This window comes from Streptomyces asoensis, assembly GCF_016860545.1.
Classification (GTDB): Bacteria; Actinomycetota; Actinomycetes; order Streptomycetales; family Streptomycetaceae; genus Streptomyces; species Streptomyces asoensis.
In genome coordinates this window covers 37,638-63,359 of the sequence record NZ_BNEB01000001.1, presented here as the reverse complement: position 1 = coordinate 63,359, position 25,722 = coordinate 37,638, and the positions used below count along the sequence as shown (strand labels likewise).

Here is a 25,722-nt window from a genome sequence, read left to right as displayed (position 1 = left end):
GAGTGCGGCGCCGCGCCTGGTGTCCCGCCGAGCGCCGAGCCGGCGGTCAGCGTGCCGGGCGGGGTGTCTCGTGGACCCGGCGGACCGTACCGCCGGGAGAGTCGGACGGGCCGGGCAGCCGGCCGGGGGGCTGCGCGGCGTCCGACGTGTTGACCTTGGGGAGCGCGTACGTGTGCTCCCTCGACAGCCAGCGGATCATCTCCTCGCGGACCCTGACCCGCACCGTCCAGATGTCGTCGGCGTCCTTCGCCGTGACCAGGGCCCGCACCTGCATGGTGTTGGGCGTGGTGTCGGTGACGTCGAGCCCGCAGGCGCGGCCGTCCCAGGCCGGGCACTCGCGCAGGATGTCGCGCAGCTTCTCGCGCATGAGCTCCACCGGCGCGTTGTGGTCCACGTGCCAGTAGACGATGCCGGTCATCTGGGGGGTCCCGCGCGACCAGTTCTCGAAGGGCTTCGAGGTGAAGTACGACACCGGCATGGTGATCCGGCGCTCGTCCCAGGTGCGCACGGTCAGGAAGGTCAGGGTGATCTCCTCCACCGTGCCCCACTCGCCGTCCACGACGACCGTGTCGCCGATGCGCACCATGTCGCCGAAGGCGATCTGGAGGCCGGCGAACATGTTGCTCAGCGTGGACTGGGCGGCCACACCGGCGACGATGCCGAGGAGTCCGGCCGAGGCCAGCAGGGAGGCGCCGGCCGCGCGCATCGGCGGGAACGTCAGCAGCATCGAGGCCGCCGCGACCACCCCGACGACGGCCGACACCACCCGCATGATCAGCGTCACCTGGGTGCGCACCCGCCGGACGCGGGCCGGGTCGTGGTGCATGCGCGCGTAGCGCGAGTACGAGGTCTCGACGATCGCCGCCGCGATCCTGATCACCAGCCAGGCGGTGGCGCCGATCAGCACCAGGGTGAGGGCCTGGCCGATGCCGGTCCGGTGGTCCTGCAACAGCCGGGCGGCGTCGTAGGACCCTCTCAGCATCGCCGCGGCCAGCACGAGCTGGTAGGGGATGCGGCCACGGCGCAGCAGACCCCACAGCGGGGTCTCGGGGTGCCGTCGGTCGGCCTTGCACAGCAGGCGGTCGGTGGCCCAGCCGATGAGGACTGTCAGCACGACCGAACCGCCGACCACGATCACGGGGCGGAGCAGGTTCTCCATGCCTTCGAACGTAACCAGGTCACCGGGGGCTTGAACATGCGGTTTCTGTGAGGAGGCGCACGCACGGGGTCGTCGGCGCAGGCTGGCACCATGGGCACATGAACATCATGCTCTTTCACTCGACCTACGGTCCGCGGCCCGCGGTACGGGCCGCGGCGGACCGGCTGCGCGCGGCCGGTCACGAGGTGTGGACCCCCGACCTCTTCGAGGGGCGCACGTTCGACACGGTCGAGGACGGCATGGCCCACAACGAGGAGATCGGCAAGGACGAACTGCTGAGGAGGGCCGTGCTGGCCGCCGCGCCGTACTCGGAGCGGGGCCTGGTCTACGCCGGGTTCTCGCTCGGCGCCTCGATCGCGCAGACCCTCGCCCTCGGCGACGCGAAGGCGCGGGGACTGCTCCTCCTGCACGGCACCTCGGACCTCGCGCCGAACGTCACGGCCGACGGCCTCGCGGTGCAGCTGCACGTCGCGGAGCCGGACCCGTTCGAGACCGACGACTGGCTGAGCGCCTGGTACCTCCAGATGGGCCGCGCGGGCGCCGACGTGGAGGTCTACCGGTACGCGGGCGCCGGGCACCTGTACACCGACCCCGAGCTGCCCGACTACGACGAGGAGGCCGCCGAGGCCACCTGGCGGGTGGCACTCGGCTTCCTCGAGAGTCTCCGGCCCCTTCAGGCCCGTCAGACGGGGTCGTAGGTCCGTTCCACCTTCTGCGTGCCGCTGCGCGTGCGGTACGAGCGGGCCCAGGTGGAGGTCGCGGTGGTGCTGGTGCGGTCGGACAGCACGTAGTAGTCCATCTGGGCCCGCTCGGCGGTGATGTCCAGGACGCCGTACCCGTGGCGGTCGGTGTCCACGTAGTGGACGTGCCGGTTGGCGGCCCGGATGACCGGGGAGGCGATCGCGGTGAGAGTGCCCTCGGGGACCTTCACGATGTCGTCGAGGTTGTCGGAGGTGACCGAGGTGACCACGAACTCCGTGGCGGCCGAGGCCGACAGCGGGTACGTCCCGGCGTCCACCGGCACGTCGTTGGCCCACGCCATGTGGATGTCGCCGGTCAGGAAGACGGTGTTGCGGATCGCGTGGGAGCGCAGGTGCGCCAGCAGCTCGCGGCGGTCGTCGGTGTAGCCGTCCCACTGGTCGGTGTTGAGGCCGATGCCGTCCTGCGGCAGCCCCAGCAGCTTGGCGAGCGGCTTGAACAGGTCCGCGGAGAGCGAGCCGATCGCGAACGGGGAGATCATCACCGAGTTGCCGACCAGCCGCCACGTGGTGTCGGACGACGACAGGCCCGCCTTCAGCCAGTCGAGCTGGGCGCGGCCGGTGATCGTGCGGTCCGGGTCGTCCACGGTGCCCTTGCCGACGGCGACCTGCTGGGAGCGGAAGGACCGCAGGTCCAGCAGGGAGAGGTCGGCGAGCTTGCCGAAGCGCAGCCTGCGGTAGGTGGTGCCGGCGATCGCGGGGCGCACCGGCATCCACTCGAAGTAGGCCTGCTTGGCGGCCGCCTGACGGGCCGACCAGGCGCCCTCGGCGCCCTCGGTGTGGTTCTCCGCGCCGCCCGACCAGGTGTCGTTGGCGAACTCGTGGTCGTCCCAGATCGCGACGACCGGGGCCTTCGCGTGCAGGGCCTGGAGGTCGGGGTCGGTCTTGTACGTGCCGTGCCGGGTGCGGTAGTCGGCGAGGGAGAGGATCTCGTGCGTCGGCGCCGTCCGCCGTACGACGGTGCCGCGGGTGCCGTACTCGCCGGTGCCGTACTCGTAGATGTAGTCACCGAGGTGCAGCCAGGCGTCCAGGTCGCCGCGGGCCGCGAGGTGCCGGTACGAGGAGAAGTAGCCGGCCTCCCAGTTGGCGCAGGACACCACGCCGAAGCGCAGGCCCGGCACGGCGGCGTCCGCCGCCGGCGCGGTGCGGGTGCGCGCCACCGGGGAGTCGCTGCCGCCGGACGAGAAGCGGAACCAGTAGTCGGTGGCGGGCGCGAGACCGCGTATGTCGGCCTTGACGGTGTGGTCGGAGGCGGCGGTGGCGGTGGTCGAGCCGGTGGCGACGACGTTCGTCAGGGCCTTGTCGGTGGCGACGACCCAGCTCACGACGGTGTCGGGGCCGAGCCCGGAGCCGGGGGTCGCCTCGGCGGTGGGCGTCACCCGGGTCCACAGCAGGACGCCGTCGGGCAGCGGGTCGCCGGAGGCGAGGCCGTGCAGGAAGACGGGGGCCTCGGCGGCGCGGGCGGGCAGTGCGGCGGCGAGCGGGCCCGCCAGCACGGCGGTCGCGGCCACGGCCTTGAGCGCTGTACGGCGGCGCGGCGACAGCGTGTCGGGGCGTTTCGGCGACAGGCCGGTGCTCTCGGAGGATCTGTATCGACTGGTCACGGCCGATCAGATTACTGACCAGTACGACAAAAGAGCGGCCGAACTCCCAAAGTTCGCCCGCTCTTCGGCGGCCGGTCGTCGACGAGGCCGCCGGCAGGACGAGGTGGCCACCTTCCGGAGAAGGCGGCCGCCATCGTGGGTGCGCTAGCCCTTGAGCGCCGCGGTCAGGGCCGTGTTGAAGTCCGCGACCGTCATGGGGGCGTTCTGGCCGCCGGAGTCGGTGAGCTTCTTGCCGTCCATGACCAGGGACGGGGTGCCGTTGACGCCGTCCTTGTTCGTGTCGAAGGTCTTCGACATGGCCAGCGCCCACGCGTCGTAGGTGCCGTTCTTCACGGCGGTCCGGAACTTCGCGTTCCCCTTGAGGGCCGGGACCGTGTCGGCCACCTCGATGAGGTAGCTGTCGCTCTTGAACTTGTCCTCGGACTCGCTCGGGTGCCACTTCGCGGAGTACAGGGCCGTCTTGTACTCGAGGAACGCCTCGGGGCTGACGTTCAGCGCCGCGCCCATGGCGCTCATCGCGTTCTTGGAGCCCTCGCCCCGCGAACCGATCGTGCCGTCCTTGAGCTGGTCGCCGTCGAGGAAGGTGCCGCCGACGTACTGGATCTTGAACTTGCCGGCGTCGAGGTCCGACTTCACGGTGGGGCCGACGGTCTGCTCGAACGAGGCGCAGACGGGGCAGCGCGGGTCCTCGTACATCTTGAGGACCTTCGTGGCCGTGCTCTTGCCGAGCGTGACCACCGTGCCGTTCGTGCCCGAGGTGTTGGCGGGCGCGACGACCTTGGCGTCCTTGGCCTCCTCCCAGTAGCTGGGCTTGTTGGCCTGGACGACGGCGTAGCCTATGCCGCCGGCCGCGGCCAGGACGCCGACGATCGAGCAGGCGACGATGATCTGCCGCCTGACCTTGGCCCGCTTGGCCTCGCGCTCGCGCTCGATGCGCAGCCGCTCCCGGGCGGCCGTCTTCGCCGCCGCGCTGTTCCGCTTGCTCATGGTTTCTCCAAAAGGACACGCGCACTCGTCGTACGCGGAAGTTCGTGTGGGGACCGATGGACGGTGTCGGTGCTCGGCTGCCCCGGTCCGGTCAGACCGCGGCGGGCGAGCACGGCGGGCCGCGCCGTCCCAGAAAGTGCACGAGGATCCGCTCGCGGACGGTGGCCGTCCGGCGCGTGGGCCGCGGCAGGCGGCGGGCCGCCGGGGCGCGTCGTACGGTCACGGCGGAGACGGCCAGCAGCAGCGGCCGGAAGGTGGTGGCGCCCGCCGCCCGCAGCAACTGCGCCAGCGCCCGCTCGCCCCGGCGCAGCCAGGCGGCGGCGATCGATCCGATGCCGACGTGCGCGGCGAGCAGCAGCCAGGCGGTGGCCGGGTCGGCGTGGACCATGAGCCCGCCGAGTCCGTCGGTGTCCGCGCCGGCGACCCGGGCCAGCGGGGTGCCGACGGCGGTGCCGTCACCGCACAGTACGTCCCAGCCGACCGACGCCAGCGGGCCGGCGAGCGGGCCGCCCGCACGGCCGTAGCAGACGTGCTGGCCGGTGGTGAAGACCGTGTCGGCCGCCAGCTCCAGCGGGATCAGCAGGGCCGCGATCCGGCCGAAGCCGCGCTCGCGCCCGGCGAGGACGTACGCGAGGCCGAACACGGCGGCGGCGACCGCGGCCACCGTGTTGAACGGCAGCGGGGCCCGCGACAGCAGCACGTGCGACGCGGTGCTGAGCGTCACGACGCATGCCGTGAACAGCGCCGCGCGTACGGCTCTGAGGCGGGTCCCGGATATGTCCATAGCGGAGGAGAGTGTGTCACGAGCTCCTGTAGGAGACCCCTAAAGGGTCCCTGTGAGGAGCCGGACCGTCACAGACCCGGGATCCGGCCGTTGCGGAACAGGTCGACGAAGATCTGGTGGTCGGCACGGGCGCGTGCGCCGTAGCCGTGCGCGAAGTCGACCAGGAGGGAGGCGAAGCCCTCCTCGTCGGCCGCGATCGCCGCGTCGATGGCCCGCTCGGTGGAGAAGGGGACCAGGGACTCGCCCGAGGTGTCGTCGGCCGCCGCGTGCATCGTGGCCGTGGCCCGGCCGAGGTCGGCGACGACGCCCGCGATCTCCTCCGGGTCGTCGATGTCGCCCCAGTTCAGATCGACGGCGTACGGCGAGACCTCGGCGACCAGCTGCCCCGCGCCGCCGAGCTCGGTCCAGCCGAGCCAGGGGTCCGCGTGCTGCTGGAGGGCGCGCTGGGAGATCACCGTGCGGTGGCCCTCGTGCTGGAAGTAGTCACGGATCGACGGGTCCGTGATGTGCCGGGAGACGGCCGGGGTCTGGGCCTGCTTGATGTAGATCACCACGTCGTTCTCCAGGGCGTCGCTGTGGCCCTCGAGCAGGATGTTGTACGACGGCAGGCCGGCCGAGCCGATGCCGATGCCACGGCGGCCCACGACGTCCTTCACCCGGTAGGAGTCCGGGCGGGCCAGGGAGGTCTCCGGCAGCGTCTCCAGATAGCCGTCGAAGGCCGCGAGCACCTTGTAGCGGGTGGCCGCGTCCAGCTCGATGGAGCCGCCGCCCGGCGCGAAGCGGCGCTCGAAGTCACGGATCTCGGTCATCGAGTCCAGCAGCCCGAAGCGGGTCAGCGCACGCGCGTCGCGCAGCGCGTCCAGCAGGGGGCCCTGCGCGGTGTCCAGGGTGAACGGCGGCACCTCGTCGCTCTTGGCGCCGGTGGCCAGCGCGTGGATGCGCTCGCGGTACGCGCCCGCGTACACCGCCACCAGCTCGGTGATCTGGTCGTCGCCGAGCGCCTTCGCGTACCCGATGAGGGCGACGGAGGCCGCGAACCGCTTCAGGTCCCAGGTGAAGGGGCCGACGTACGCCTCGTCGAAGTCGTTGACGTTGAAGATCAGCCGGCCCGTGGCGTCCATGTAGGTGCCGAAGTTCTCCGCGTGCAGGTCGCCGTGGATCCACACGCGCGAGGTGCGCTCGTCAAGGAACGGGCCGCCCCGCTTCTCGGCGTCCAGGTCGTGGTAGAACAGCCCGGCCGTGCCCCGGTAGAACGCGAACGCCGAGGCCGCCATCTTCCGGAACTTGACCCGGAACGCTGCCGGGTCGGCGGCCAGGAGCTCGCCGAACGCGGTGTCGAAGACGGCGAGGATCTCCTCGCCGCGGTGCTCGTCGTTGAGCTGCGGAACCGACATCGCTGGGTGCCTCCTGGTGCATGACATGTACGACAGCGTCTCTGTCGTCTCCAACGGGCGCGGCGGGACGAAAGTGCCCGCGACCCCCGCTGTGAAGGTACGCGGGGGAGCGGCCCGGGTGTCAGTGGCGAGGCATAGACTTCGACGCTGACCCCCGGACTGTCCGCCCCTTTGTCGTCGAGCGTTTCCCTTGGAGGCCATGCCGTGTCGAAGCCGCCGTTCACGCACCTGCACGTCCACACCCAGTACTCGCTGCTGGACGGTGCCGCGCGGCTGAAGGACATGTTCGACGCGTGCAACGAGATGGGCATGACCCACATCGCGATGTCCGACCACGGCAACCTGCACGGGGCCTATGACTTCTTCCACACCGCGAAGAAGGCCGGGGTCACCCCGATCATCGGCATCGAGGCGTACGTCGCCCCGGAGTCGCGGCGCAACAAGCGCAAGATCCAGTGGGGCCAGCCGCACCAGAAGCGCGACGACGTCTCCGGCTCCGGCGGTTACACCCACAAGACGATCTGGGCGGCGAACGCGACGGGGCTGCACAACCTCTTCCGGCTCTCCTCGGACGCGTACGCCGAGGGCTGGCTCCAGAAGTGGCCCCGGATGGACAAGGAGACCATCTCCCAGTGGTCGGAGGGCCTGATCGCCTCCACCGGCTGCCCCTCGGGCGAGCTCCAGACCCGGCTGCGCCTCGGCCAGTTCGACGAGGCCCTGAAGTCCGCGGCCGAGTACCAGGACATCTTCGGCAAGGACCGGTACTTCCTGGAGCTGATGGACCACGGCATCGAGATCGAGAGCCGGGTCCGCGCCGGCCTGCTGGAGATCGGCAAGAAGCTCGGCATCCCGCCGCTGGTCACCAACGACTCGCACTACACCTACGCGCACGAGGCGACCGCGCACGACGCGCTGCTGTGCATCCAGACCGGCAAGAACCTCTCCGACCCGGACCGCTTCCGCTTCGACGGGACCGGCTACTACCTGAAGTCCACGGACGAGATGTACGCCATCGACTCCTCGGACGCCTGGCAGGAGGGCTGCGCCAACACCCTCCTGGTGGCCGAGCAGATCGACACCACCGGCATGTTCGAGGCGAAGAACCTCATGCCGAAGTTCGACATCCCCGACGGCTTCACCGAGGTCACCTGGTTCAAGGAGGAGGTCCGCCGGGGCATGGAACGCCGCTTCCCGGGCGGCGTCCCCGACGACCGGCAGAAGCAGGTCGAGTACGAGATGGACGTCATCATCCAGATGGGGTTCCCGGGCTACTTCCTCGTCGTCGCCGACTTCATCATGTGGGCGAAGAACCAGGGCATCGCGGTCGGCCCCGGCCGTGGTTCCGCGGCCGGCTCGATCGTCGCCTACGCGATGGGCATCACCGACCTCGACCCCATCCCGCACGGTCTGATCTTCGAGCGCTTCCTCAACCCCGAGCGCGTCTCCATGCCCGATGTCGACATCGACTTCGACGAGCGCAGGCGCGTCGAGGTGATCCGCTACGTGACCGAGAAGTACGGCGCCGACAAGGTCGCCATGATCGGCACCTACGGAAAGATCAAGGCGAAGAACGCCATCAAGGACTCCGCGCGCGTGCTGGGCTACCCGTACGCGATGGGCGACCGCCTGACCAAGGCCATGCCCGCCGACGTCCTGGGCAAGGGCATCGACCTCAACGGCATCACCGACCCCTCGCACCCGCGCTACAGCGAGGCGGGCGAGATCCGCGCGATGTACGAGAACGAGCCGGACGTCAAGAAGGTCATCGACACCGCCAAGGGCGTCGAGGGACTGGTCCGCCAGATGGGCGTGCACGCGGCCGGCGTGATCATGTCCAGCGAGCCGATCGTCGACCACGCCCCCATCTGGGTGCGGCACACGGACGGCGTGACCATCACCCAGTGGGACTACCCGCAGTGCGAGTCGCTCGGCCTGCTGAAGATGGACTTCCTCGGCCTGCGCAACCTCACGATCATGGACGACGCCGTCAAGATGGTGAAGTCCAACAAGGGCATCGACCTCGACCTGCTGGCACTGCCGCTCGACGACCCCAAGACCTTCGAACTGCTCCAGCGCGGTGACACCCTCGGCGTCTTCCAGTTCGACGGCGGCCCCATGCGCTCGCTGCTGCGCCTGATGAAGCCCGACAACTTCGAGGACATCTCCGCCGTCTCCGCGCTCTACCGTCCCGGCCCGATGGGCATGGACTCGCACACCAACTATGCGCTGCGCAAGAACAAGCTCCAGGAGATCACCCCGATCCACAAGGAGCTGGAGGAGCCGCTCCAGGAGGTCCTGGCCGTCACCTACGGCCTGATCGTCTACCAGGAGCAGGTGCAGAAGGCCGCCCAGATCATCGCCGGGTACTCGCTCGGCGAGGCCGACATCCTCCGCCGCGTGATGGGCAAGAAGAAGCCCGACGAGCTGGCGAAGAACTTCGTCCTGTTCCAGAAGGGCGCCCGCGACAAGGGCTACAGCGACGAGGCGATCCAGGCCCTGTGGGACGTCCTGGTCCCCTTCGCCGGCTACGCCTTCAACAAGGCGCACTCCGCCGCGTACGGCCTGGTCTCGTACTGGACCGCCTACCTGAAGGCGAACCACCCCGCCGAGTACATGGCCGGACTGCTCACCTCGGTCAAGGACGACAAGGACAAGTCGGCCGTCTACCTCAACGAGTGCCGGCGCATGGGCATCAAGGTGCTCCCGCCGAACGTCAACGAGTCGGTGCACAACTTCGCCGCGCAGGGCGACGACGTGATCCTCTTCGGCCTCGAGGCCGTGCGCAACGTCGGCACCAACGTGGTCGAGTCGATCATCAGGAGCCGCAAGGCCAAGGGCAAGTACGCCTCCTTCCCCGACTACCTCGACAAGGTCGAGGCGGTCGCCTGCAACAAGCGCACCACCGAGTCGCTGATCAAGGCGGGCGCCTTCGACACCCTCGGGCACACCCGCAAGGGCCTCACCGCGCACTTCGAGCCGATGATCGACAACGTGGTCGCGGTCAAGCGCAAGGAGGCCGAGGGACAGTTCGACCTGTTCGGCGGTATGGGCGAGGAGGAGACCAGCGAGCCCGGCTTCGGACTCGACGTCGAGTTCACCACCGACGAGTGGGAGAAGACGTACCTGCTCGCCCAGGAGCGGGAGATGCTCGGTCTGTACGTCTCCGACCACCCGCTCTTCGGACTGGAGCACGTGCTGTCCGACAAGGCCGACGCGGGCATCGCCCAGCTCACCGGCGGCGAGCACGCGGACGGCGCGGTCGTCACCATCGGCGGCATCATCTCCGGCCTCCAGCGCAAGATGACCAAGCAGGGCAACGCCTGGGCGATCGCCACCGTGGAGGACCTCGCCGGGTCCATCGAGTGCATGTTCTTCCCGGCGACCTACCAGCTCGTCTCGACCCAACTCGTCGAGGACGCCGTCGTCTTCGTCAAGGGCCGCCTCGACAAGCGGGAGGACGTGCCGCGCCTCGTCGCGATGGAGCTCCAGGTCCCGGACCTGTCGAACGCGGGCACCAACGCGCCCGTGATCCTCACGATCCCGGCCACCCGGGTCACCCCGCCGATGATCAACCGCCTCGGCGAGATCCTCACCCACCACCGCGGCGACAGCGAGGTCCGGATCAGGCTCCAGGGCCCGACCAGGACGACCGTCCTGCGGCTCGACCGGCACCGGGTCAAGCCCGATCCCGCGCTGTTCGGCGATCTCAAGGTGCTGCTCGGCCCGTCCTGCCTGGCCGGCTGACCACGAGTCCGTACGTACGAGGGGCGCATCCGGCACCGGATGCGCCCCTCGGTGCGTACGAGCCGCAACGGACCCGTACGCGGATGCCAGTTGGACGTCAGTTGTGGCCGAAGCGCTTCTGCCGGCCCTTGCGGGCGACATCGGCGGGCGTCACCTGCGCGATGCGCTGCTCTGCCTGCGACTCCATCGAGGACTGCTGCGCCGACTGCTGACCACGCTCGGACTGCGGCTGTTTACGATCCTGCTTCCGGTTCTTGGCCATGGTGATCTGCCTCCTGTGGGGGATCTCGGGGCCAGAGACGGGACCAGATTCACATAGGCTGACTTACGACGCATTTCGGATAATTACCGTCTGTAACAGGGATTGTCGGAGCGCAAGTACCCGAAACGCCACGCCGAAGATCGAGTTCCGGCCGTTAACCCCCGCACAGTCGGGCAGACTCGAAGGAAGCCCGAAGCAAACCTCCCGGAAAGAGGGTGAGTCGTGTGGACCGCTGCATCGTCCTGGTGGACGCCGGGTATCTGCTGGGGGCGGCCGCCAGTCTCCTCGCCGGGGAGCCCTCGCGATCGAGGATCACCGTCGATCACGCCGCCCTCGTCCAGGGCCTACGCGAACAGGCCGAGTCGGAGACCGAACGGCCCCTGCTGCGCATCTACTGGTTCGACGGCGCCCCCGACCGCGTCCCCCAGCCCGAGCACCGCAGACTGCGGGTGATGCCCCGGGTGACCGTCCGCCTCGGCGCGCTGACCCGCAGCGACGGCCGCTGGGCCCAGAAGGGGGTCGACGCCGCCATGCACGCCGAGCTGACCGAACTGGCCCGCAACCGCGCGTGTTCCGACGTCGTGCTCGTCACCGGCGACGGCGATCTGCTGCCCGGCATGATGGCCGCCAAGGAGCACGGCGTCGCCGTCCACCTGTGGGCCGTCCAGGCCGCCGACGGCGACTACAACCAGTCCGAGGACCTGGTCGCCGAGGCCGACGAACGGCGCGTCCTGGACCGCAACTGGATCACCAAGGCCGTACGCGCCAAGGAGCTCGGCGGGATCTGCGCGCCGCCGCCCGCGCCCCGGCCCGAGATCGCCGCGATCCTCTCCGCGCCGCTGCCCGACTCCGGTCTGGCCCCCGCCGCAGAGCGGCCCGCCGAGGAGACCGAGCACGCTTCGGCCGCCGGCGCCTCCGACCACGGCGTCCAGGAGCGGGTGCCCGCCCCCAAGGGAGGCGTGCCGACCCCGAAGGACCTCGCCGCCCTGCGCGCGCCCGGCGCCCAGGCCGTCCCGCCCCCGACCACCGCGACCCTGCGCTGGTCCTCCGACAAGGGCTGGGTGGACCGCCCCGGGACCGCCGCCGAACCCTCCGAGATCGCCGCGATGCCGACCCTCGCGCAGCTCACCACGGCCGAACAGCGCTGGGCCGACCGCGAGGAGGACATCACCACCGTCGGCGGCGACCCCTACGAGGTGGGCCAGGTCTTCGCCCGCCGGTGGATGGGCCGTCTCGGTGAACAGGGCCAGCTCCAGAAACTCTCGGGCATGTACCCGCGCATCCCGCACCGCATCGACGGCGAGCTGCTGAGGTACGCGGCCCGCTTCGGACTCCTCGCGCACAAGGACGACCAGATCGACGAACACGACCGGTACGCCATCCGGGCGGGATTCTGGCGCGAGATCGACGTACGGACGGCCGCCGAGCACGCTCCGGCGGGGGACTGAACGGGCAGCCCGGGACGCCCCCGACGGCGAGCGGAGCTCCGAGACCCCGTAGTCTCGTCCCTTGTGAGTACGCGCGCGGCACCGCCCATTCGGCACGGGGACGAGGTCGTATGTGCCGTACGCGGACTGACCAAGACCTATCCGGCCGTCCGCGGCCGGCGCGGCACCCCCGCCACACCCGAGGTCCGGGCCACCGACGACGTCCGGCTGGACATCCGGCGCGGTGAGATCTTCGGGCTGCTCGGGCCGAACGGCGCGGGCAAGACCACCCTCGTGCGCCAGATGACCGGACTGATGCGTCCCGACGCGGGCAGCGTCGAGATCCTCGGCCACGACATCGTGCGCCACCCCGAGCGGGCCGCGCGCATCCTGGCCTACCTCGGGCAGGAGTCCACCGCCCTCGACGAGCTCACCGTGTCGCTGGCCGCCGAGACCACCGGACGGCTGCGCGGCCTCGACGTGCGCACCGCCCGCCGCGAGCGGGACGCCGTCCTCGACGAACTGGGGCTCACACCGATCGCGGGACGACCGCTGCGCAAGCTGTCCGGCGGACAGCGCCGGCTGGCCTGCTTCGCCACCGCGCTCGTGGGGGAGCGACCCCTGCTGGTGCTGGACGAGCCGACCACCGGGATGGACCCGGTGGCCCGGCGGGCCGTGTGGGCCTCCGTGGACCGGCGGCGGGCCGAGCGCGGGGCGACCGTCCTGCTCGTCACCCACAACGTCATCGAGGCGGAGACCGTCCTCGACCGGGTCGCCGTCCTCGACCAGGGCCGGGTCATCGCCTGCGACACCCCGGCCGGGCTCAAGGAGCAGGTCGCCGACGAGGTGCGGGTCGAGCTGGTGTGGCGCGAGCGGGCGCCCCTGGAGGTGCCCGAGGTGGCCGCGCTGCGCGAGCGGGCCGTGGAGTCGGGCCGCCGCTGGACGCTGCGGCTGGCGCCCGAGGAGGCGCGCGCGATCGTGGCCACCGTCACCGGCGGGGCCGCCTTCGCGGCCCTGGACGACTTCACCCTGGCCACACCCAGCCTGGAGGACGTGTACCTGGCGCTGGGCGGAGCGGCCCGGCAGGGCCTGGTACGGGCATGAGAGAGGCAGGCGCGGGGGCGTGCGGCGCCGAGGTGAGTGCGCGGGACTCCGGGTCCGTATGGGACGGTATGGGAACCGCAGCGAAGAGGAGCAACGTCACGTGAGTGTCGTACCCGCCGAGGTTCTGCCGGGCGGCACCCGGGCCGTCACCGGGTCGGCGTCCCGCGCCGCCGCCGAGCTGGCACCCCGCGCGCGGCTGTGGCCGTCGCTGGTGGCCGTCTACCGGGCGCAGCTGTCCCGCGCGCGGGTGGCCCGCATCCCGCTGCTGTTCGTGGCGACCTTCCAGTCGGTCGGCATCCTGATCATGATGCGGGGCGTGGTGGACGGCGGCCGTGAGGCCGAGGCCGTGGTCGCGGGCTCCTCCGTGCTCGTCGTCGCCTTCGTCGCGCTGAACCTGCTCGCCCAGTACTTCGGGCAGCTGCGGGCCAGCGGGGGACTGGACCACTACGCGACCCTCCCGGTGCCGCCGGCGGCCGTCGTGCTGGGCGCGGCGGGGGCGTACGCCTCCTTCACCGTGCCGGGGACCCTGGTGACCGCCGTCTTCGGCTGCGTGCTCTTTGGACTGCCGTTCACCCACCTGTGGGTGCTCGCGGCCGTGATCCCGCTGGCCGGCGCCGCGCTGTCCGGCCTCGGCGCCGCCTTCGGACTGCTCGCGCCGCGGCCCGAGCTGGCCACCGTGCTGGGGCAGCTCGGCATGTCGGCGGCGCTGCTGCTGGGCGTGCTGCCGCCGGACCGGATGCCGGAGGCGGTGCGCTTCGCCCGCGACCTGCTGCCGTCGACCTACGGGGTCGAGGCGTTCGCCCGGACCTTCCGGGCCGCTCCCGACTGGGCGTTCGTCCTCGGGGACCTGGCCGTCTGCGCGGGTGTCGGCGTCGTCTCGCTGGCCGTCGCCACCTGGGCGTACCGCCGGGCCGCCGTCCGGTGACGCGCCGCCCGGGCGGGCCTGGCACGATGTCAGGGTGACCGCACCGCTGACTCCGCCCCCGCCGCCGCACGAACCGTCTCCGCACGCGGCCTGGCCGCCGTCGCCCGGCGGGTACGCGGGGACGGGCGCCGTGCCCCACGACGCCCCGTACGGACAGGACGGGCCCGGCATGAAGACCGAACTGAGGGAAGCCGCCGTCATCACGGTCGCGGTCACGCTCGTGGGGGCCGTGCTCGGGTTGCTGTGGGTGTGGCTGGCGCCCAAGGTGCCGCTCGTCGGTGACGTCGTCGAGGGCAACTGGGTCGTCTACTTCAAGGACACCGAGGGCGAGCAGGCGATCGGCGTCGACGGCACGTTCACCCTGCTGGCCCTGGCGTGCGGTGCCCTCAGCGCGCTGGCCGTGTTCCTGTGGCGGCGGCGCGGCGGGGTCCCCCTCGTGGTCGCGCTCGGCGTCGGCGGATTCCTCGGCTCGCTCCTCGCCTGGCGGCTGGGGGTGTGGCTGGGACCCGGCTCCGACGTGCTCGCGCACGCGCAGGACGTGGGCAAGGGGGTCACGTTCTCCGCGCCCCTGAAGCTGGGGGCGAAGGGTGCGCTGCTGGCGTGGCCGTTCGCCGCGGTGCTGGTGCATCTGGGGCTCACGGCGCTGTTCGGACCGCGCGAAGCCGACCCGTACCGGCCGGACCCCGGTCTTCCCAAGGACGGCTACGGCGCGCCGATGGCGTGACGGCGCTGCCCGTGCCGCGCTCCCGCAGGACTTGTCCCGTACCGCTCACCCCGGGCGGGCAGCCCCGCCCACCCCGCTCCCGGGCCGGTCAGCCGCGGGCGATCGGGGACAGCACCGCCGCGGTGAGGGCGGCCAGGTCGGCGGGGGACAGCTCGACCTCCAGGCCCCTGCGGCCGGCCGAGACGCAGATGGTGGCGTGGTCCGTCGCCGAGGCGTCCACGACCGTGGGGAGCCGCTTGCGCTGCCCCAGGGGCGAGATGCCGCCCCGGACGTAGCCCGTGGTGCGCTCCGCAAGGACCGGGTCGGCCATCGCCGCCCGCTTGCCGCCGACCGCCGAGGCCAGGGCCTTCAGGTCCAGCGAACCGGCCACCGGCACGACGGCCACCGTCAGGGCGCCGTCCACGTCCGCGACCAGCGTCTTGAAGACCCGGTCGGGGGAGACGCCCATCGCCTCGGCCGCCTCCTCGCCGTAGGACGGGTGGCTCGGGTCGTGCTCGTAGGCGTGCACCGTGAACTCCACCCCGGCGGCGGTGAGGGCCACCGTCGCGGGCGTGCCCCCGGACTGCTGCTGCTTCTTCTGCTTCTTCGCCATGCGGGCCGGACCTTCAGTTCAGACTCGTCGGGCCGCGCGTCAGGTCCGACGCGGGCAGCGAGGGCAGACTGCGGATGATCGCCGTCTCCGCGCGCAGCAGGGTCAGCTCCTCCCGCAGCCGGGAAGCGGTGTCGGGGGCCTGGAGCAGGCGCTGCTTGGTCGGGGTGTCCAGCATCATCGCCGCCGCCACCAGGTACGACACCACGGACGGGTCGTCCGGCAGCTCGGCGCCGGTGGTCAGGGAGCGTTCGCGGGCACCCGCCAGGCGCTTCTGGTACTGCCGGAAGGCGCGCAGCACCCCCTCCGCGAGAGCACCCGCCTCGTCCCCCGGCTCCTCGGGCAGTTCCTGGAGCTCGGCGGTCAGGAAGGGGCCCGAGGCGTCCACCGACAGCAGCTTCACGCGCGTCGTGCCGGTGGCCAGCACCTCGAAGGTGCCGTCGGCGCGTTCGCGGATCGTCGCCGCGTCGGCCACGCAGCCCACGTCGTGGAACGTCTCGAGGGGGGAGTCGCCGAAGCCGGCCGCGGGGCCGCGGTCGGGCGGCGAGGTCGGATCGGGCAGCCCCGGGGAGCTCGCCGCGACCTCGTGGCCGTCACGGATGGCCACGACGGCGAACCGGCGCGATTCGTCCTCGGGGGTCTTCAGCAGGTCGCGCATCATGGCGCGATAACGCTCCTCGAAGACGTTCAGCGGGAGCACGAGTCCCGGGAACAGCACCGAGTTGAGGGGGAAGAGCGGCAGACGGACGGTGGTCACGACGCAGAAGCCTAGTGGTCCCCGGGACTAACTCGTCCGCCGTGCCCGTTCTCCGGCTGCCACGGGGGCCGCCCGGACGGCCCGGAGCGCACTTCCTCGCGCACCGCCAGGAAGTGGCCGAGCGGGTCGTCCGACAGCCGGCCCCAGGGGAAGGACGTCGCGTACGGGCCGATCAGGCGCAGCTGGGCGAGGGCGTCGTCGCGCCGGTCCAGGCGGACCAGCACGTACGTCAGCAGGTTGCGGATCTCGGCCGGCCACGGGTCGAGGGAGGGGAAACGGGCGGAGAGCGCGACGGCGCGGTCGGCCGCCGCGTCCAGCCGCTCGCGCGGCACCTCGGGCCCGCAGCCGTCGGTCAGGTACGCGAAGGCGGCCCGCGCGGGCAGCGCCTGGACGAGGGAGCCGGCCGGCGCGTCCTGCGCGGCCCGGTCGGCGAAGTCGAAGCACTCCCGGTGGGAGCCGTGCCACGACTCGGCCAGATAGCGCTCGGCGGCCACATGGCAGCCGTAGTGGTGCGGCGCCCGGCGCACCGCCGCCTCCCACAGCTCGCCGAAGTACTTGTGCCCGGCCCGCGTGCCGCGCGCGTGGTCGAGGGCGATCCGCCACGGCACCGGGTCGCGTACGTCGCTCTGCGCGGCCGCCGTGATCAGCGGACTGACCTCGCGCAGCAGCTCGGCCCGGGCCGGGGAGCTCCAGGCCCGGTCCACCGCGAGCTGGGCGGACACCAGCAGGACGTCCGGGTCGCGCGGGGCGGCGGCACGCCACTCCTCGAACCACTCCGGACGCGAGCGCGCGAAGGACGCCAGGCGGGTCGCGTAGCGGTCGCGGTACTCCCACTCGGCCTGTTCCCGGGTACGGGCCATGAGCTGGGCGGCAGGTGCGTAGGCGCCCAGGCCGGCGGCGACCAGGGCGGGACCGAGACGGTCGTCGGGCACGTCGAGGAGCACCTCGTCGTCGGCGGGGAGCCCGGCGGCGCTGTGGGGGGCGGCGGCGTTCCGTGTCGTCCGGGAGGCCCGGGAGGCACGGATGAACGGGGGCAGCAGAGCCATGGTGTGGCCCATTGAAAAGCCGCGGGTTCAGATTGCGCCAGAGGGTTCGGGGACCTTCACGAAAGTTGTACACCCTCCGGTCAAGGGGCGGTAAAAGGTCACAGCACCGCGACCGTACGGGCACGCGGAGTGCGCTGGTCAGCCCCGGCGCAGCAGCCTCGTCGCCCCCGCCGCCACCGTCGTGGCCAGGATCCAGCCCAGCAGGATCAGCGCCGCCGACAGCCACTGCCAGCCGCCGCTCAGCTGCCACTGGCCGACCTGGCCCAGGTCGATCACCGGCAGCAGCAGGTCGAGCGCGAACAGGGCCGGGTTCCAGGGCGGGTGCCCCGCGTCGACGGGCGGGTGCGCGGCGTGCGCGAAGGCCAGCGAACTCGCCGCCCACAGCACCGCCATCCACACCGCCGCCCGCCCCGGCCGGTACCCGTACGCGACCGTCCAGTCCTGCGCGTAGCCCCACAGCTTCGCGGCCGGCGGCAGGGTCTCGCGCCGCCGCCGCTGCTTGGCGAGCAGCACCTCGCGGGCGTCCTCGTCCTCCCCGCCGGCCCGCAGCACCGTGGCCAGCCGCTCGTACGGCTCCGGGGCGTACTCGGCGGTCGCCGCGGCCACCCAGCGCAGCCGCTCGGCCAGCGGGAACGGCCCCTGCGGCACCAGGTTCTCGTACGCGAAGCCGCCCATGTGCACGCTGCCCGGACCCGGCCAGGCGGCCGCCCGGTCCACCAGGTTGGTCACCCGGGCGCCCGACAGCACCACCTTGCCGCGGCCCGGCCGCTCGCCGAGGAATCGCAGTTCGGACGTCTGCACCCGGCGCAGCGACAGCTCCTGGTCGTCCGTGAACACGAACCGGGCCCGCTCCAGGTCCACGGCGTCCCCGAACCGCCCGTCGTCCAGCCGTATCCCGCCCCGGCACTCGAAGCGCTGGACACGGGTCCCGCGGGCGGGGGTCGTGCCGCTCAGCGCCTGGCCGCCGACGCCGGCCGGGGTCAGGTACAGCGAGCGCTCCACCGTCAGCTGCGGCGCGTTCAGCGCGAGCCGGGTGTAGGGATTGGCCAGCCGCGCGCCCCGCAGGCTCAGCGACACGCCGATCTTCGCGCTGCGCAGGCTGAGCTCCCCGTGCGATTCGAGCAGCTCGGCCTGGAGGTCCTGGCCGACCGTCATGCCGTCGGCGGCGATCGAGCGCCCGCTGCGGTCGCGGTAGACGATCGCCTGGTTGAGCAGCAGGTCGGTGCCGATGTGCGCGTCGGTGAGCCGTACGCCGTTGTGGAAGCGGCAGCGGGGCAGGTGCAGATCGCCCTCGGTGTGCACCCGGGCCGCCTCCAGACGCGGCACCGAGCAGTCCACCATCCGCAAGGTGGTGAACCGCGCCTCCGGCAGCAGCACCTCCCGCTCGAACCGGCAGCGCCGCATCTCCAGGTACGGCACCACCGTGCCGCCCGCGAGGTCCAGGGTGCCGCTGACCTGCACGCCCACCAGCTTCAGCGAGGAGACCCGGCCGGCCAGCGCGGGCGGCCCGGCCAGCAGCAGCCAGGCGACGATCCGCGCCCGCACCGTGCGCGCCTCGCCCCACGGATGCCCGCCGTGCGGATCGTCCACGACGGTGTCCCCGCTGCTCAGGTCGTACACGCTGCCGTTGCGGAAGGCCTGCCACATGCCGGCCTCGGCGGCGGTCAGGTCGTCCGGCAGGTCTCCCGCGTCGTCTCCCGTACGGATGCCGGCCCCCTCGGTCACTGCACGCACCTCTTCTGTCACTCATGGGTATCGCACGGCTGTTCATGCCCGGTGGGCGCCCCCCGGACGCGGGACCCGAAGGGGATCTTCCGGATTCCGGCCACGTTCTGTATCAGCCATTGATACACGCGGACGGGGCCCGATCCCGGTCTGAGAGAATTGACCCTGTGATCTCCCGAATCGATCTGCGCGGCGACGCCCTCCCCGAGGGACCCGCCCTGCGCGACCTGCTGCCCCGAGCCGACTTCGACGTCTCGGCCGCCCTGGAGAAGGTGCGTCCGATCTGCGAGGCCGTGCATCATCGGGGCGACGCGGCGCTGATCGACTTCGCGGAGAAGTTCGACGGGGTGCGGCTGGAATCCGTGCGCGTTCCCGCGCAGGCGATCGCCGACGCGCTGGAGCGCCTCGACCCCGCCGTGCGTGCCGCCCTCGAGGAGTCCATCCGCCGCGCCCGTCTCGTCCACCGCGCGCAGCGCCGTACGACGCACACCACCCAGGTCGTCCCCGGCGGCTCCGTGACCGAGAAATGGGTCCCCGTCGACCGCGTCGGGCTGTACGCGCCCGGCGGCCGGTCCGTCTACCCGTCCTCCGTGATCATGAACGTCGTCCCGGCCCAGGAGGCCGGCGTCGGGTCGATCGCCCTCGCCTCCCCGGCGCAGGCCGAGTACGACGGCCTCCCGCACCCGACGATCCTCGCCGCGTGCGCCCTGCTCGGCGTCGACGAGGTCTACGCGGCCGGCGGCGCGACCGCCGTCGCGATGTTCGCCCACGGCACCGAGTCCTGCGCGCCCGCCAACATGGTCACCGGCCCCGGCAACATCTGGGTCGCCGCCGCCAAGCGTCACTTCGCCGGCAAGATCGGCATCGACGCCGAGGCCGGACCCACCGAGATCGCCGTCCTCGCGGACTCCACGGCCGACCCCGTGCACATCGCCGCCGACCTGATCAGCCAGGCCGAGCACGACCCGCTGGCCGCCGCCGTCCTGGTCACCGACTCGGTCGACCTGGCGGACGCGGTCGCGAAGGAACTGGAACCGCAGGTCGCGGCCACCAAGCACGTCGACGACCGGATCGTCCCCGCACTCGCCGGCCGGCAGTCGGCGATCGTGCTGGTCGACGGCGTCGACGAGGGCCTGCGGGTGGTCGACGCGTACGGCGCCGAGCACCTGGAGATCCAGACCGCCGACGCCGCCGCCGTGGCCGACCGGGTGAGGAACGCCGGCGCGATCTTCGTCGGCCCCTGGGCGCCGGTCTCCCTCGGCGACTACGCGGCCGGGTCCAACCACGTGCTCCCCACGGGCGGCTGCGCCTGCCACTCCTCCGGACTGTCCGTGCAGTCCTTCCTGCGGGGCATCCACATCGTCGACTACACCCGTGACGCGCTGGCCGAGGTGGCGCACCACGTGGTGACGCTCGCGGAGGCGGAGGACCTGCCGGCCCACGGGGCGGCGATCAAGGCGCGGTTCGACTGGAAGGTACCGACGAGCAAGTGAGCTTCGGAATCGACGATCTCCCCGTACGGGACGAGCTGCGCGGCAAGTCCCCCTACGGCGCGCCCCAGCTGGACGTCCCCGTACGGCTCAACACCAACGAGAACCCCTACCCGCTGCCCGAACCGCTGGTCGAGCGGATCGCCGAGCGGGTGCGCGAGGCGGCCCGCGACCTCAACCGCTACCCCGACCGCGACGCCGTCGAACTGCGCACGCAGCTCGCGAAGTACCTCACCGACACCTCGGGGTACCGCGTCGGCACGGAGAACGTGTGGGCGGCGAACGGCTCCAACGAGGTCATCCAGCAGCTGCTCCAGACCTTCGGCGGACCCGGCCGGACCGCGATCGGCTTCGAGCCGTCGTACTCCATGCACGGGCTCATCGCGCGCGGCACCGGAACCGGATGGATCTCCGGCCCCCGCAACGAGGACTTCACCATCGACCTCGCGGCCGCCGAACGGGCCGTCGCCGAGCACCGGCCCGACGTCGTCTTCGTCACCACCCCCAACAACCCCACCGGCACCGCGGTCCCGGCCGGGACGGTCCTCGCGCTGTACGAGGCCGCCCAGCGCGCCAAGCCCTCCATGGTGGTCGTCGACGAGGCCTACGTCGAGTTCAGCCACGGCGACTCGCTGCTGCCGCTGCTCGAAGGACGGCCGAACCTCGTCGTCTCGCGCACCATGTCGAAGGCCTTCGGCGCGGCCGGCCTGCGTCTCGGCTACCTCGCCGCCCACCCGGCGGTCGTGGACGCCGTCCAGCTCGTCCGGCTGCCGTACCACCTGTCCGCCGTCACCCAGGCGACCGCGCTGGCCGCCCTGGAGCACACCGGCACGCTGCTTAAGTACGTCGAGCAGCTCAAGTCGGAACGCGACCGGCTGATGGGCGAGCTGCTCGCGACCGGCTACGAGGTCACGGCGTCCGACGCCAACTTCGTGCAGTTCGGGCGGTTCGAGGACGCCCACGCCGTCTGGCGGCAGATCCTCGACCGGGGCGTCCTGGTCCGGGACAACGGCGTGCCCGGCTGGCTGCGGGTCACCGCCGGAACCCCCGAAGAGAACGACGCGTTCCTCGACGCGGTCCGTGAACTGAAGAAGGAGCAGAGCGCATGACTCGCGAAGGGCGTGTCGGGAGAATCGAGCGCACCACGAAGGAGACGTCGGTCCTCGTCGAGATCAACCTCGACGGCACCGGCAAGGTCGACGTGTCCACCGGCGTCGGCTTCTACGACCACATGCTCGACCAGCTCGGACGGCACGGTCTGTTCGACCTCACCGTGAAGACCGACGGCGACCTGCACATCGACTCCCACCACACCATCGAGGACACCGCCCTCGCGCTCGGCGCCGCCTTCAAGCAGGCCCTCGGCGACAAGGTGGGCATCTACCGCTTCGGCAACTGCACGGTCCCGCTGGACGAGTCCCTCGCCCAGGTCACCGTCGACCTCTCCGGCCGCCCCTACCTCGTGCACACCGAGCCCGAGAAGATGGCGCCGATGATCGGCGAGTACGACACCACGATGACCCGGCACATCCTGGAGTCCTTCGTCGCCCAGGCGCAGATCGCGCTGCACGTGCACGTGCCCTACGGGCGCAACGCGCACCACATCGTGGAGTGCCAGTTCAAGGCGCTGGCCCGGGCCCTGCGCTACGCCTCCGAGCGCGACCCGCGCGCGGCCGGCATCCTCCCCTCCACGAAGGGCGCACTGTAAAGCCATGAGCGGACTGTCGACCGTCCTGATCGTCGTCGGCCTCTTCCTCGCCGGGGGCATCTACTCCTTCGTCAAGCAGCAGATGCCGAAGAGCCTGATCGTGCTGCTCTCCATCGGCGCCGCGATGTGCCTCCTCGCCGGCGTCGTGCGGCTGGAGGTCTGGAATTGAGCACCGCCGCGAAGAACCCGAAGAAGGTCGTCGTCTTCGACTACGGCTTCGGCAACGTCCGTTCCGCGGAACGCGCCCTCGCGCGCGCCGGGGCCGACGTCGAGATCACCCGTGACTTCGACGCGGCCATGAACGCCGACGGACTGCTGGTGCCGGGCGTCGGCGCCTTCGCCGCCTGCATGCGCGGTCTGAAGGAGGCCCGCGGCGACTGGATCATCGGCCGCCGGCTGTCCGGCGGACGGCCCGTGATGGGCATCTGCGTCGGCATGCAGATCCTGTTCGCCCGGGGCATCGAGCACGGCGTGGAGACCGAGGGCCTCGACGAGTGGCCCGGCGCCGTCGAGCCGCTCCAGGCCGAGATCGTGCCCCACATGGGCTGGAACACCGTCGACGCCCCGGCCGACTCCGAGCTGTTCGCCGGCCTGGACGCGGACGCCCGCTTCTACTTCGTGCACTCCTACGCCGTGCAGGACTGGTCCCTCGACGTGCACAACCCGCTGCTGCGCGCGCCGAAGGTGAGCTGGTCGACGCACGGCAAGCCGTTCGTGGCCGCCGTGGAGAACGGCGCCCTGTGGGCCACGCAGTTCCACCCCGAGAAGTCCGGCGACGCCGGAGCCCAGCTCCTCACCAACTGGATCGGAACACTGTGAGCAAGCTCGAACTCCTCCCCGCCGTCGACGTCCGCGACGGCCAGGCCGTCCGCCTCGTGCACGGCGAGTCGGGCACCGAGACCTCCTACGGCTCCCCGCTCGAGGCGGCCCTCGCCTGGCAGCGCTCGGGCGCCGAGTGGCTGCACCTGGTCGACCTCGACGCCGCCTTCGGCACCGGCGACAACCGCGCCCTGATCGCCGAGGTCGCCGGCGCGATGGACATCAAGGTCGAGCTGTCCGGCGGCATCCGCGACGACGACACCCTCGCCGCCGCCCTCGCCACCGGCTGCACCCGCGTCAACCTGGGCACGGCCGCCCTGGAGACGCCCGAGTGGGTCGCCAAGGTCATCGCCGAGCACGGCGACAAGATCGCCGTCGGCCTCGACGTACGGGGCACGACCCTGCGCGGGCGCGGCTGGACCCGCGACGGAGGCGACCTCTACGAGACGCTGGCCCGCCTCGACAAGGAGGGCTGCGCCCGCTACGTCGTCACCGACATCGCCAAGGACGGCACCCTCCAGGGCCCCAACCTGGAGCTCCTGAAGAACGTCTGCGCCGTGACGGACCGTCCCGTCGTGGCGTCCGGCGGGGTCTCCTCCCTCGACGACCTGCGCGCCATCGCCGCACTCGTCCCGCTCGGCGTGGAGGGCTCCATCGTCGGCAAGGCCCTGTACGCCGAGGCCTTCACCCTGGAAGAGGCCCTGGAGGCGGTGGCCCGGTGAGCGAACTGCGACGCGTGACGACCGGCGCCCCCTGGGAGGAGGCCTTCGGCTACTCCCGCGCGGTGGAACTGCCCAACGGCCTGGTGCTGGTCTCCGGCTGCACCTCGGTCGTGGACGGCGAGATCGCCGGCGGCGATCCGTACGAGCAGACGGTCAACGCGTTCGGCGTCGCCTTCGCGGCGCTGGACCGGCTGGGTCTGGGACGCGACGACGTCGTGCGCACCCGCATGTACCTGACCCACGCGCGCGACGTCGACGAGGTCGGACGCGCCCACAAGGAGCTGTTCGACTCCGTCCGCCCCGCCGCGTCCATGGTCATCGTCTCCGGCCTCGTGGACCCGAGCCTGGTCGTCGAGGTCGAGGTCGAGGCGTTCCGCGCCGGCCCGGGAAACGAGGAGTCCGCCGTATGACGCTCGCCGTACGGGTCATCCCGTGTCTGGACGTGGACAACGGCCGCGTCGTCAAGGGCGTCAACTTCCAGAACCTGCGCGACGCGGGCGACCCCGTCGAGATGGCCAAGGTGTACGACGCCGAGGGCGCCGACGAACTGACGTTCCTCGACATCACCGCCTCGTCGGGCAACCGGGAGACGACCTACGACGTGGTGCGCCGCACCGCCGAGCAGGTGTTCATCCCGCTCACCGTCGGCGGCGGGGTGCGCACCCCCGAGGACGTCGACAGGCTGCTGCGGGCCGGCGCGGACAAGGTCGGCGTCAACACCGCCGCCATCGCCCGCCCGGAACTGATCAAGGAGATCGCCGAGCGGTTCGGCAGCCAGGTCCTGGTCCTCTCGGTGGACGCCCGGCGCACCCCCGCCGGGACCTTCGAGGTGACGACCCACGGCGGCCGCAAGGGCACCGGCATCGACGCGATCGAGTGGGCGCACCGGGCGGCCGAACTGGGCGCCGGCGAGATCCTGCTCAACTCGATGGACGCGGACGGCACCAAGGACGGCTACGACCTCGACATGATCGCCGCCGTGCGCGAGCACGTACGCGTCCCGGTCATCGCCTCCGGCGGCGCCGGCCGGCTCGCCGACTTCCCGCCGGCCGTCGACGCGGGCGCGGACGCGGTGCTCGCCGCGTCCGTGTTCCACTTCGGCGACCTGCGGATCGGCGAGGTCAAGAACGCGCTGCGGGAGACCGGACACCCCGTGCGCTGAACTCACCCGTCCGGATGGAACAGCCGCACGAGGACATCACGAAGGAGCCCCGGCCGGGGTCCCGGCACCGGCCGGCGACCCGCCGGGGCTCCCGCGCTCAGATCCCGAGCTGCTTGCCCTCGTGCAGCCGGGCGATCGCGTCCTTCTCGCCCTCCAGATCCACCGTCGCGGCGCTCTGCCGGCCGTACAGGAACAGCAGCAGCTCCGACGGCTCACCGGTGGCCGTCACCACCGGCGTGCCCCGGTTGGCGACCACCGTACGGCCGTCCGGGCGGCGCAGCACCAGGCCGGTCGCGGTGCCGCGGCCCATCAGGCGCGCGGTGCGCTCCAGACGCGACCACAGGGCGTCCTGGAAGACCGGGTCGAGGGCGCGCGGGGTCCAGTCCGGCCGGGCCCGCCGGACGTCCTCCGTGTGGACGTAGAACTCGATGGTGTTGGACGCCTCGTCGAGCTGCTTGACCTGGAAGGGCGAGAAGCGCGGGGGACCCGTGCGGATCAGATGGAGGAGTTCCTCGTACGGCTTGGCGGCGAACTCCTCCATCACCCGGTCCAGTCGGGACGCGAGCTGCTTGATCAGGATGCCCCCGGCGGCGTCCGGGCGGCGCTCGCGCACCACCACGTGTGCCGCCAGGTCACGGGTGCGCCAGCCCTCGCACAGGGTCGGAGCCTCGGGGCCCGACGTTTCCAAGAGGTCGGCGAGCAGGAGCCGTTCACGCTTGGCGAAAGTCGACATGCGGTCAGCCTACGACCGCGCACCGGCCACGCCCACCCGCCCGCCGGCCACCGCCCCGGCCGGGACACCCCCGTCCGCTCCGTCCCGCCGGTCCTTCCG

Annotated in this window: 25 protein-coding genes; 14 read left to right on the top strand and 11 right to left on the bottom strand. The window is 71.8% G+C overall.

The genetic code is table 11. From position 1 onward, the window contains the following. Positions 1-46: 46 nt before the first annotated feature. Entirely contained in the window at positions 47-1,159 is a 1,113-nt protein-coding gene (locus tag Saso_RS00300; protein ID WP_189916803.1) for a mechanosensitive ion channel family protein, read from the bottom strand. A 98-nt stretch (positions 1,160-1,257) separates the two neighbouring features. On the opposite strand from Saso_RS00300, the gene Saso_RS00295 reads away from it, so the two are divergent. After that, complete coding sequence (locus tag Saso_RS00295; protein ID WP_189916801.1) at positions 1,258-1,857, top strand: dienelactone hydrolase family protein; 600 nt, start codon at positions 1,258-1,260, stop codon at positions 1,855-1,857. Here the strand turns inward: Saso_RS00295 and Saso_RS00290 are convergent. From Saso_RS00290 to Saso_RS00275, 4 genes are all read right to left on the bottom strand, one after another. Then, a complete protein-coding gene (locus tag Saso_RS00290; protein ID WP_189916800.1) occupies positions 1,842-3,521 on the bottom strand; it encodes an alkaline phosphatase D family protein in 1,680 nt (559 codons plus the stop codon). The two genes, Saso_RS00295 and Saso_RS00290, sit on opposite strands and share 16 nt — an antisense overlap. Positions 3,522-3,665: 144 nt before the next feature. Beyond that, positions 3,666-4,508, bottom strand: a complete 843-nt coding sequence (locus Saso_RS00285) for a thioredoxin domain-containing protein (RefSeq protein WP_189916799.1) — start codon at positions 4,506-4,508, stop codon at positions 3,666-3,668. A 91-nt stretch (positions 4,509-4,599) separates the two neighbouring features. Further along, positions 4,600-5,292 (bottom strand): hypothetical protein, encoded by a 693-nt coding sequence (locus Saso_RS00280; RefSeq protein WP_189916798.1) that lies wholly within the window; start codon positions 5,290-5,292, stop codon positions 4,600-4,602. Positions 5,293-5,360: 68 nt separating this feature from the next. Next, positions 5,361-6,686, bottom strand: coding sequence for a DUF2252 domain-containing protein (locus tag Saso_RS00275; RefSeq protein ID WP_189916797.1), 1,326 nt, complete (start codon positions 6,684-6,686; stop codon positions 5,361-5,363). A gap of 204 nt (positions 6,687-6,890) precedes the next feature. On the opposite strand from Saso_RS00275, the gene dnaE reads away from it, so the two are divergent. Further along, positions 6,891-10,430 (top strand): DNA polymerase III subunit alpha, encoded by a 3,540-nt coding sequence (dnaE, locus tag Saso_RS00270; RefSeq protein WP_189916796.1) that lies wholly within the window; start codon positions 6,891-6,893, stop codon positions 10,428-10,430. A 97-nt stretch (positions 10,431-10,527) separates the two neighbouring features. On the opposite strand, the gene Saso_RS00265 is transcribed toward dnaE, so the two are convergent. Further along, the gene (locus Saso_RS00265; RefSeq protein ID WP_189916794.1) at positions 10,528-10,692 is read right to left on the bottom strand and encodes a hypothetical protein; all 165 of its coding nucleotides are present in this window, start codon (positions 10,690-10,692) and stop codon (positions 10,528-10,530) included. Positions 10,693-10,916: 224 nt separating this feature from the next. Between Saso_RS00265 and Saso_RS00260 the strand changes: the two genes are divergently transcribed. From Saso_RS00260 to Saso_RS00245, 4 genes are all read left to right on the top strand, one after another. Further along, positions 10,917-12,140: an NYN domain-containing protein gene (locus tag Saso_RS00260; protein WP_189916792.1), complete on the top strand. Its 1,224-nt coding sequence runs from the start codon at positions 10,917-10,919 to the stop codon at positions 12,138-12,140. Between the two features lie 63 nt (positions 12,141-12,203). Next, positions 12,204-13,223, top strand: coding sequence for an ABC transporter ATP-binding protein (locus Saso_RS00255; RefSeq protein ID WP_189916790.1), 1,020 nt, complete (start codon positions 12,204-12,206; stop codon positions 13,221-13,223). A gap of 100 nt (positions 13,224-13,323) precedes the next feature. Next, positions 13,324-14,148: an ABC transporter permease gene (locus Saso_RS00250; protein ID WP_189916788.1), complete on the top strand. Its 825-nt coding sequence runs from the start codon at positions 13,324-13,326 to the stop codon at positions 14,146-14,148. A gap of 34 nt (positions 14,149-14,182) precedes the next feature. Next, positions 14,183-14,872: a DUF2567 domain-containing protein gene (locus Saso_RS00245; RefSeq protein ID WP_189916786.1), complete on the top strand. Its 690-nt coding sequence runs from the start codon at positions 14,183-14,185 to the stop codon at positions 14,870-14,872. An 88-nt stretch (positions 14,873-14,960) separates the two neighbouring features. On the opposite strand, the gene ybaK is transcribed toward Saso_RS00245, so the two are convergent. The 4 genes from ybaK to Saso_RS00225 all read right to left on the bottom strand — a co-directional run bounded on the left by ybaK (position 14,961) and on the right by Saso_RS00225 (position 18,989). Next, positions 14,961-15,464, bottom strand: coding sequence for a Cys-tRNA(Pro) deacylase (ybaK, locus tag Saso_RS00240; protein ID WP_189916783.1), 504 nt, complete (start codon positions 15,462-15,464; stop codon positions 14,961-14,963). Between the two features lie 13 nt (positions 15,465-15,477). Continuing rightward, positions 15,478-16,218: an LON peptidase substrate-binding domain-containing protein gene (locus Saso_RS00235; protein WP_189916781.1), complete on the bottom strand. Its 741-nt coding sequence runs from the start codon at positions 16,216-16,218 to the stop codon at positions 15,478-15,480. Between the two features lie 11 nt (positions 16,219-16,229). After that, positions 16,230-17,276 (bottom strand): hypothetical protein, encoded by a 1,047-nt coding sequence (locus tag Saso_RS00230; RefSeq protein WP_189916779.1) that lies wholly within the window; start codon positions 17,274-17,276, stop codon positions 16,230-16,232. Positions 17,277-17,402: 126 nt separating this feature from the next. Then, positions 17,403-18,989 carry an oxidoreductase gene (locus Saso_RS00225; RefSeq protein WP_189916777.1) on the bottom strand — a complete coding sequence of 529 codons (1,587 nt, stop codon included), beginning with the start codon at positions 18,987-18,989 and terminating at the stop codon, positions 17,403-17,405. 167 nt (positions 18,990-19,156) lie between these two features. Between Saso_RS00225 and hisD the strand changes: the two genes are divergently transcribed. Genes hisD through hisF form a run of 8 tightly spaced genes read left to right on the top strand, consistent with a single transcriptional unit; the run spans position 19,157 to position 24,890 of the window. Then, positions 19,157-20,482, top strand: coding sequence for a histidinol dehydrogenase (gene hisD / locus Saso_RS00220; protein ID WP_189916775.1), 1,326 nt, complete (start codon positions 19,157-19,159; stop codon positions 20,480-20,482). Next, a complete protein-coding gene (locus Saso_RS00215; protein ID WP_189916773.1) occupies positions 20,479-21,588 on the top strand; it encodes a histidinol-phosphate transaminase in 1,110 nt (369 codons plus the stop codon). The genes hisD and Saso_RS00215 overlap by 4 nt, the downstream gene beginning before the upstream one ends. Next, positions 21,585-22,187 (top strand): imidazoleglycerol-phosphate dehydratase HisB, encoded by a 603-nt coding sequence (gene hisB, locus Saso_RS00210; protein ID WP_189916771.1) that lies wholly within the window; start codon positions 21,585-21,587, stop codon positions 22,185-22,187. Before Saso_RS00215 ends, hisB begins: the two co-directional genes overlap by 4 nt. A 4-nt stretch (positions 22,188-22,191) precedes the next feature. Continuing rightward, the gene (locus Saso_RS00205) at positions 22,192-22,356 is read left to right on the top strand and encodes a hypothetical protein (RefSeq protein WP_189916770.1); all 165 of its coding nucleotides are present in this window, start codon (positions 22,192-22,194) and stop codon (positions 22,354-22,356) included. After that, positions 22,347-23,006, top strand: coding sequence for an imidazole glycerol phosphate synthase subunit HisH (gene hisH, locus Saso_RS00200; protein WP_189918454.1), 660 nt, complete (start codon positions 22,347-22,349; stop codon positions 23,004-23,006). Before Saso_RS00205 ends, hisH begins: the two co-directional genes overlap by 10 nt. After that, complete coding sequence (priA, locus tag Saso_RS00195) at positions 23,003-23,728, top strand: bifunctional 1-(5-phosphoribosyl)-5-((5-phosphoribosylamino)methylideneamino)imidazole-4-carboxamide isomerase/phosphoribosylanthranilate isomerase PriA (RefSeq protein WP_189916769.1); 726 nt, start codon at positions 23,003-23,005, stop codon at positions 23,726-23,728. Before hisH ends, priA begins: the two co-directional genes overlap by 4 nt. Further along, positions 23,725-24,138 carry a RidA family protein gene (locus tag Saso_RS00190; protein WP_189916768.1) on the top strand — a complete coding sequence of 138 codons (414 nt, stop codon included), beginning with the start codon at positions 23,725-23,727 and terminating at the stop codon, positions 24,136-24,138. Before priA ends, Saso_RS00190 begins: the two co-directional genes overlap by 4 nt. Further along, complete coding sequence (hisF, locus tag Saso_RS00185) at positions 24,135-24,890, top strand: imidazole glycerol phosphate synthase subunit HisF (protein WP_189916767.1); 756 nt, start codon at positions 24,135-24,137, stop codon at positions 24,888-24,890. Before Saso_RS00190 ends, hisF begins: the two co-directional genes overlap by 4 nt. Positions 24,891-24,987: 97 nt before the next feature. Here hisF and Saso_RS00180 read toward each other — a convergent pair whose 3' ends face one another. Continuing rightward, on the bottom strand, positions 24,988-25,623 hold the full coding sequence (locus Saso_RS00180; RefSeq protein ID WP_189916765.1) for a TIGR03085 family metal-binding protein: 636 nt from the start codon (positions 25,621-25,623) through the stop codon (positions 24,988-24,990). Positions 25,624-25,722 lie beyond the last annotated feature (99 nt).

What these genes read in the sequence shown, in the direction of transcription:
- Saso_RS00300 (WP_189916803.1), bottom strand. Translation starts at nt 1,159, where the DNA reads ATGGAGAACCTGCTCCGCCCCGTGATCGTGGTCGGCGGTTCGGTCGTG.
- Saso_RS00295 (WP_189916801.1), top strand. Translation starts at nt 1,258, where the DNA reads ATGAACATCATGCTCTTTCACTCGACCTACGGTCCGCGGCCCGCGGTA.
- Saso_RS00285 (WP_189916799.1), bottom strand. Translation starts at nt 4,508, where the DNA reads ATGAGCAAGCGGAACAGCGCGGCGGCGAAGACGGCCGCCCGGGAGCGG.
- Saso_RS00280 (WP_189916798.1), bottom strand. Translation starts at nt 5,292, where the DNA reads ATGGACATATCCGGGACCCGCCTCAGAGCCGTACGCGCGGCGCTGTTC.
- Saso_RS00275 (WP_189916797.1), bottom strand. Translation starts at nt 6,686, where the DNA reads ATGTCGGTTCCGCAGCTCAACGACGAGCACCGCGGCGAGGAGATCCTC.
- Saso_RS00265 (WP_189916794.1), bottom strand. Translation starts at nt 10,692, where the DNA reads ATGGCCAAGAACCGGAAGCAGGATCGTAAACAGCCGCAGTCCGAGCGT.
- ybaK (WP_189916783.1), bottom strand. Translation starts at nt 15,464, where the DNA reads ATGGCGAAGAAGCAGAAGAAGCAGCAGCAGTCCGGGGGCACGCCCGCG.
- Saso_RS00230 (WP_189916779.1), bottom strand. Translation starts at nt 17,276, where the DNA reads ATGGGCCACACCATGGCTCTGCTGCCCCCGTTCATCCGTGCCTCCCGG.
- hisB (WP_189916771.1), top strand. Translation starts at nt 21,585, where the DNA reads ATGACTCGCGAAGGGCGTGTCGGGAGAATCGAGCGCACCACGAAGGAG.
- Saso_RS00205 (WP_189916770.1), top strand. Translation starts at nt 22,192, where the DNA reads ATGAGCGGACTGTCGACCGTCCTGATCGTCGTCGGCCTCTTCCTCGCC.
- hisF (WP_189916767.1), top strand. Translation starts at nt 24,135, where the DNA reads ATGACGCTCGCCGTACGGGTCATCCCGTGTCTGGACGTGGACAACGGC.
- Saso_RS00180 (WP_189916765.1), bottom strand. Translation starts at nt 25,623, where the DNA reads ATGTCGACTTTCGCCAAGCGTGAACGGCTCCTGCTCGCCGACCTCTTG.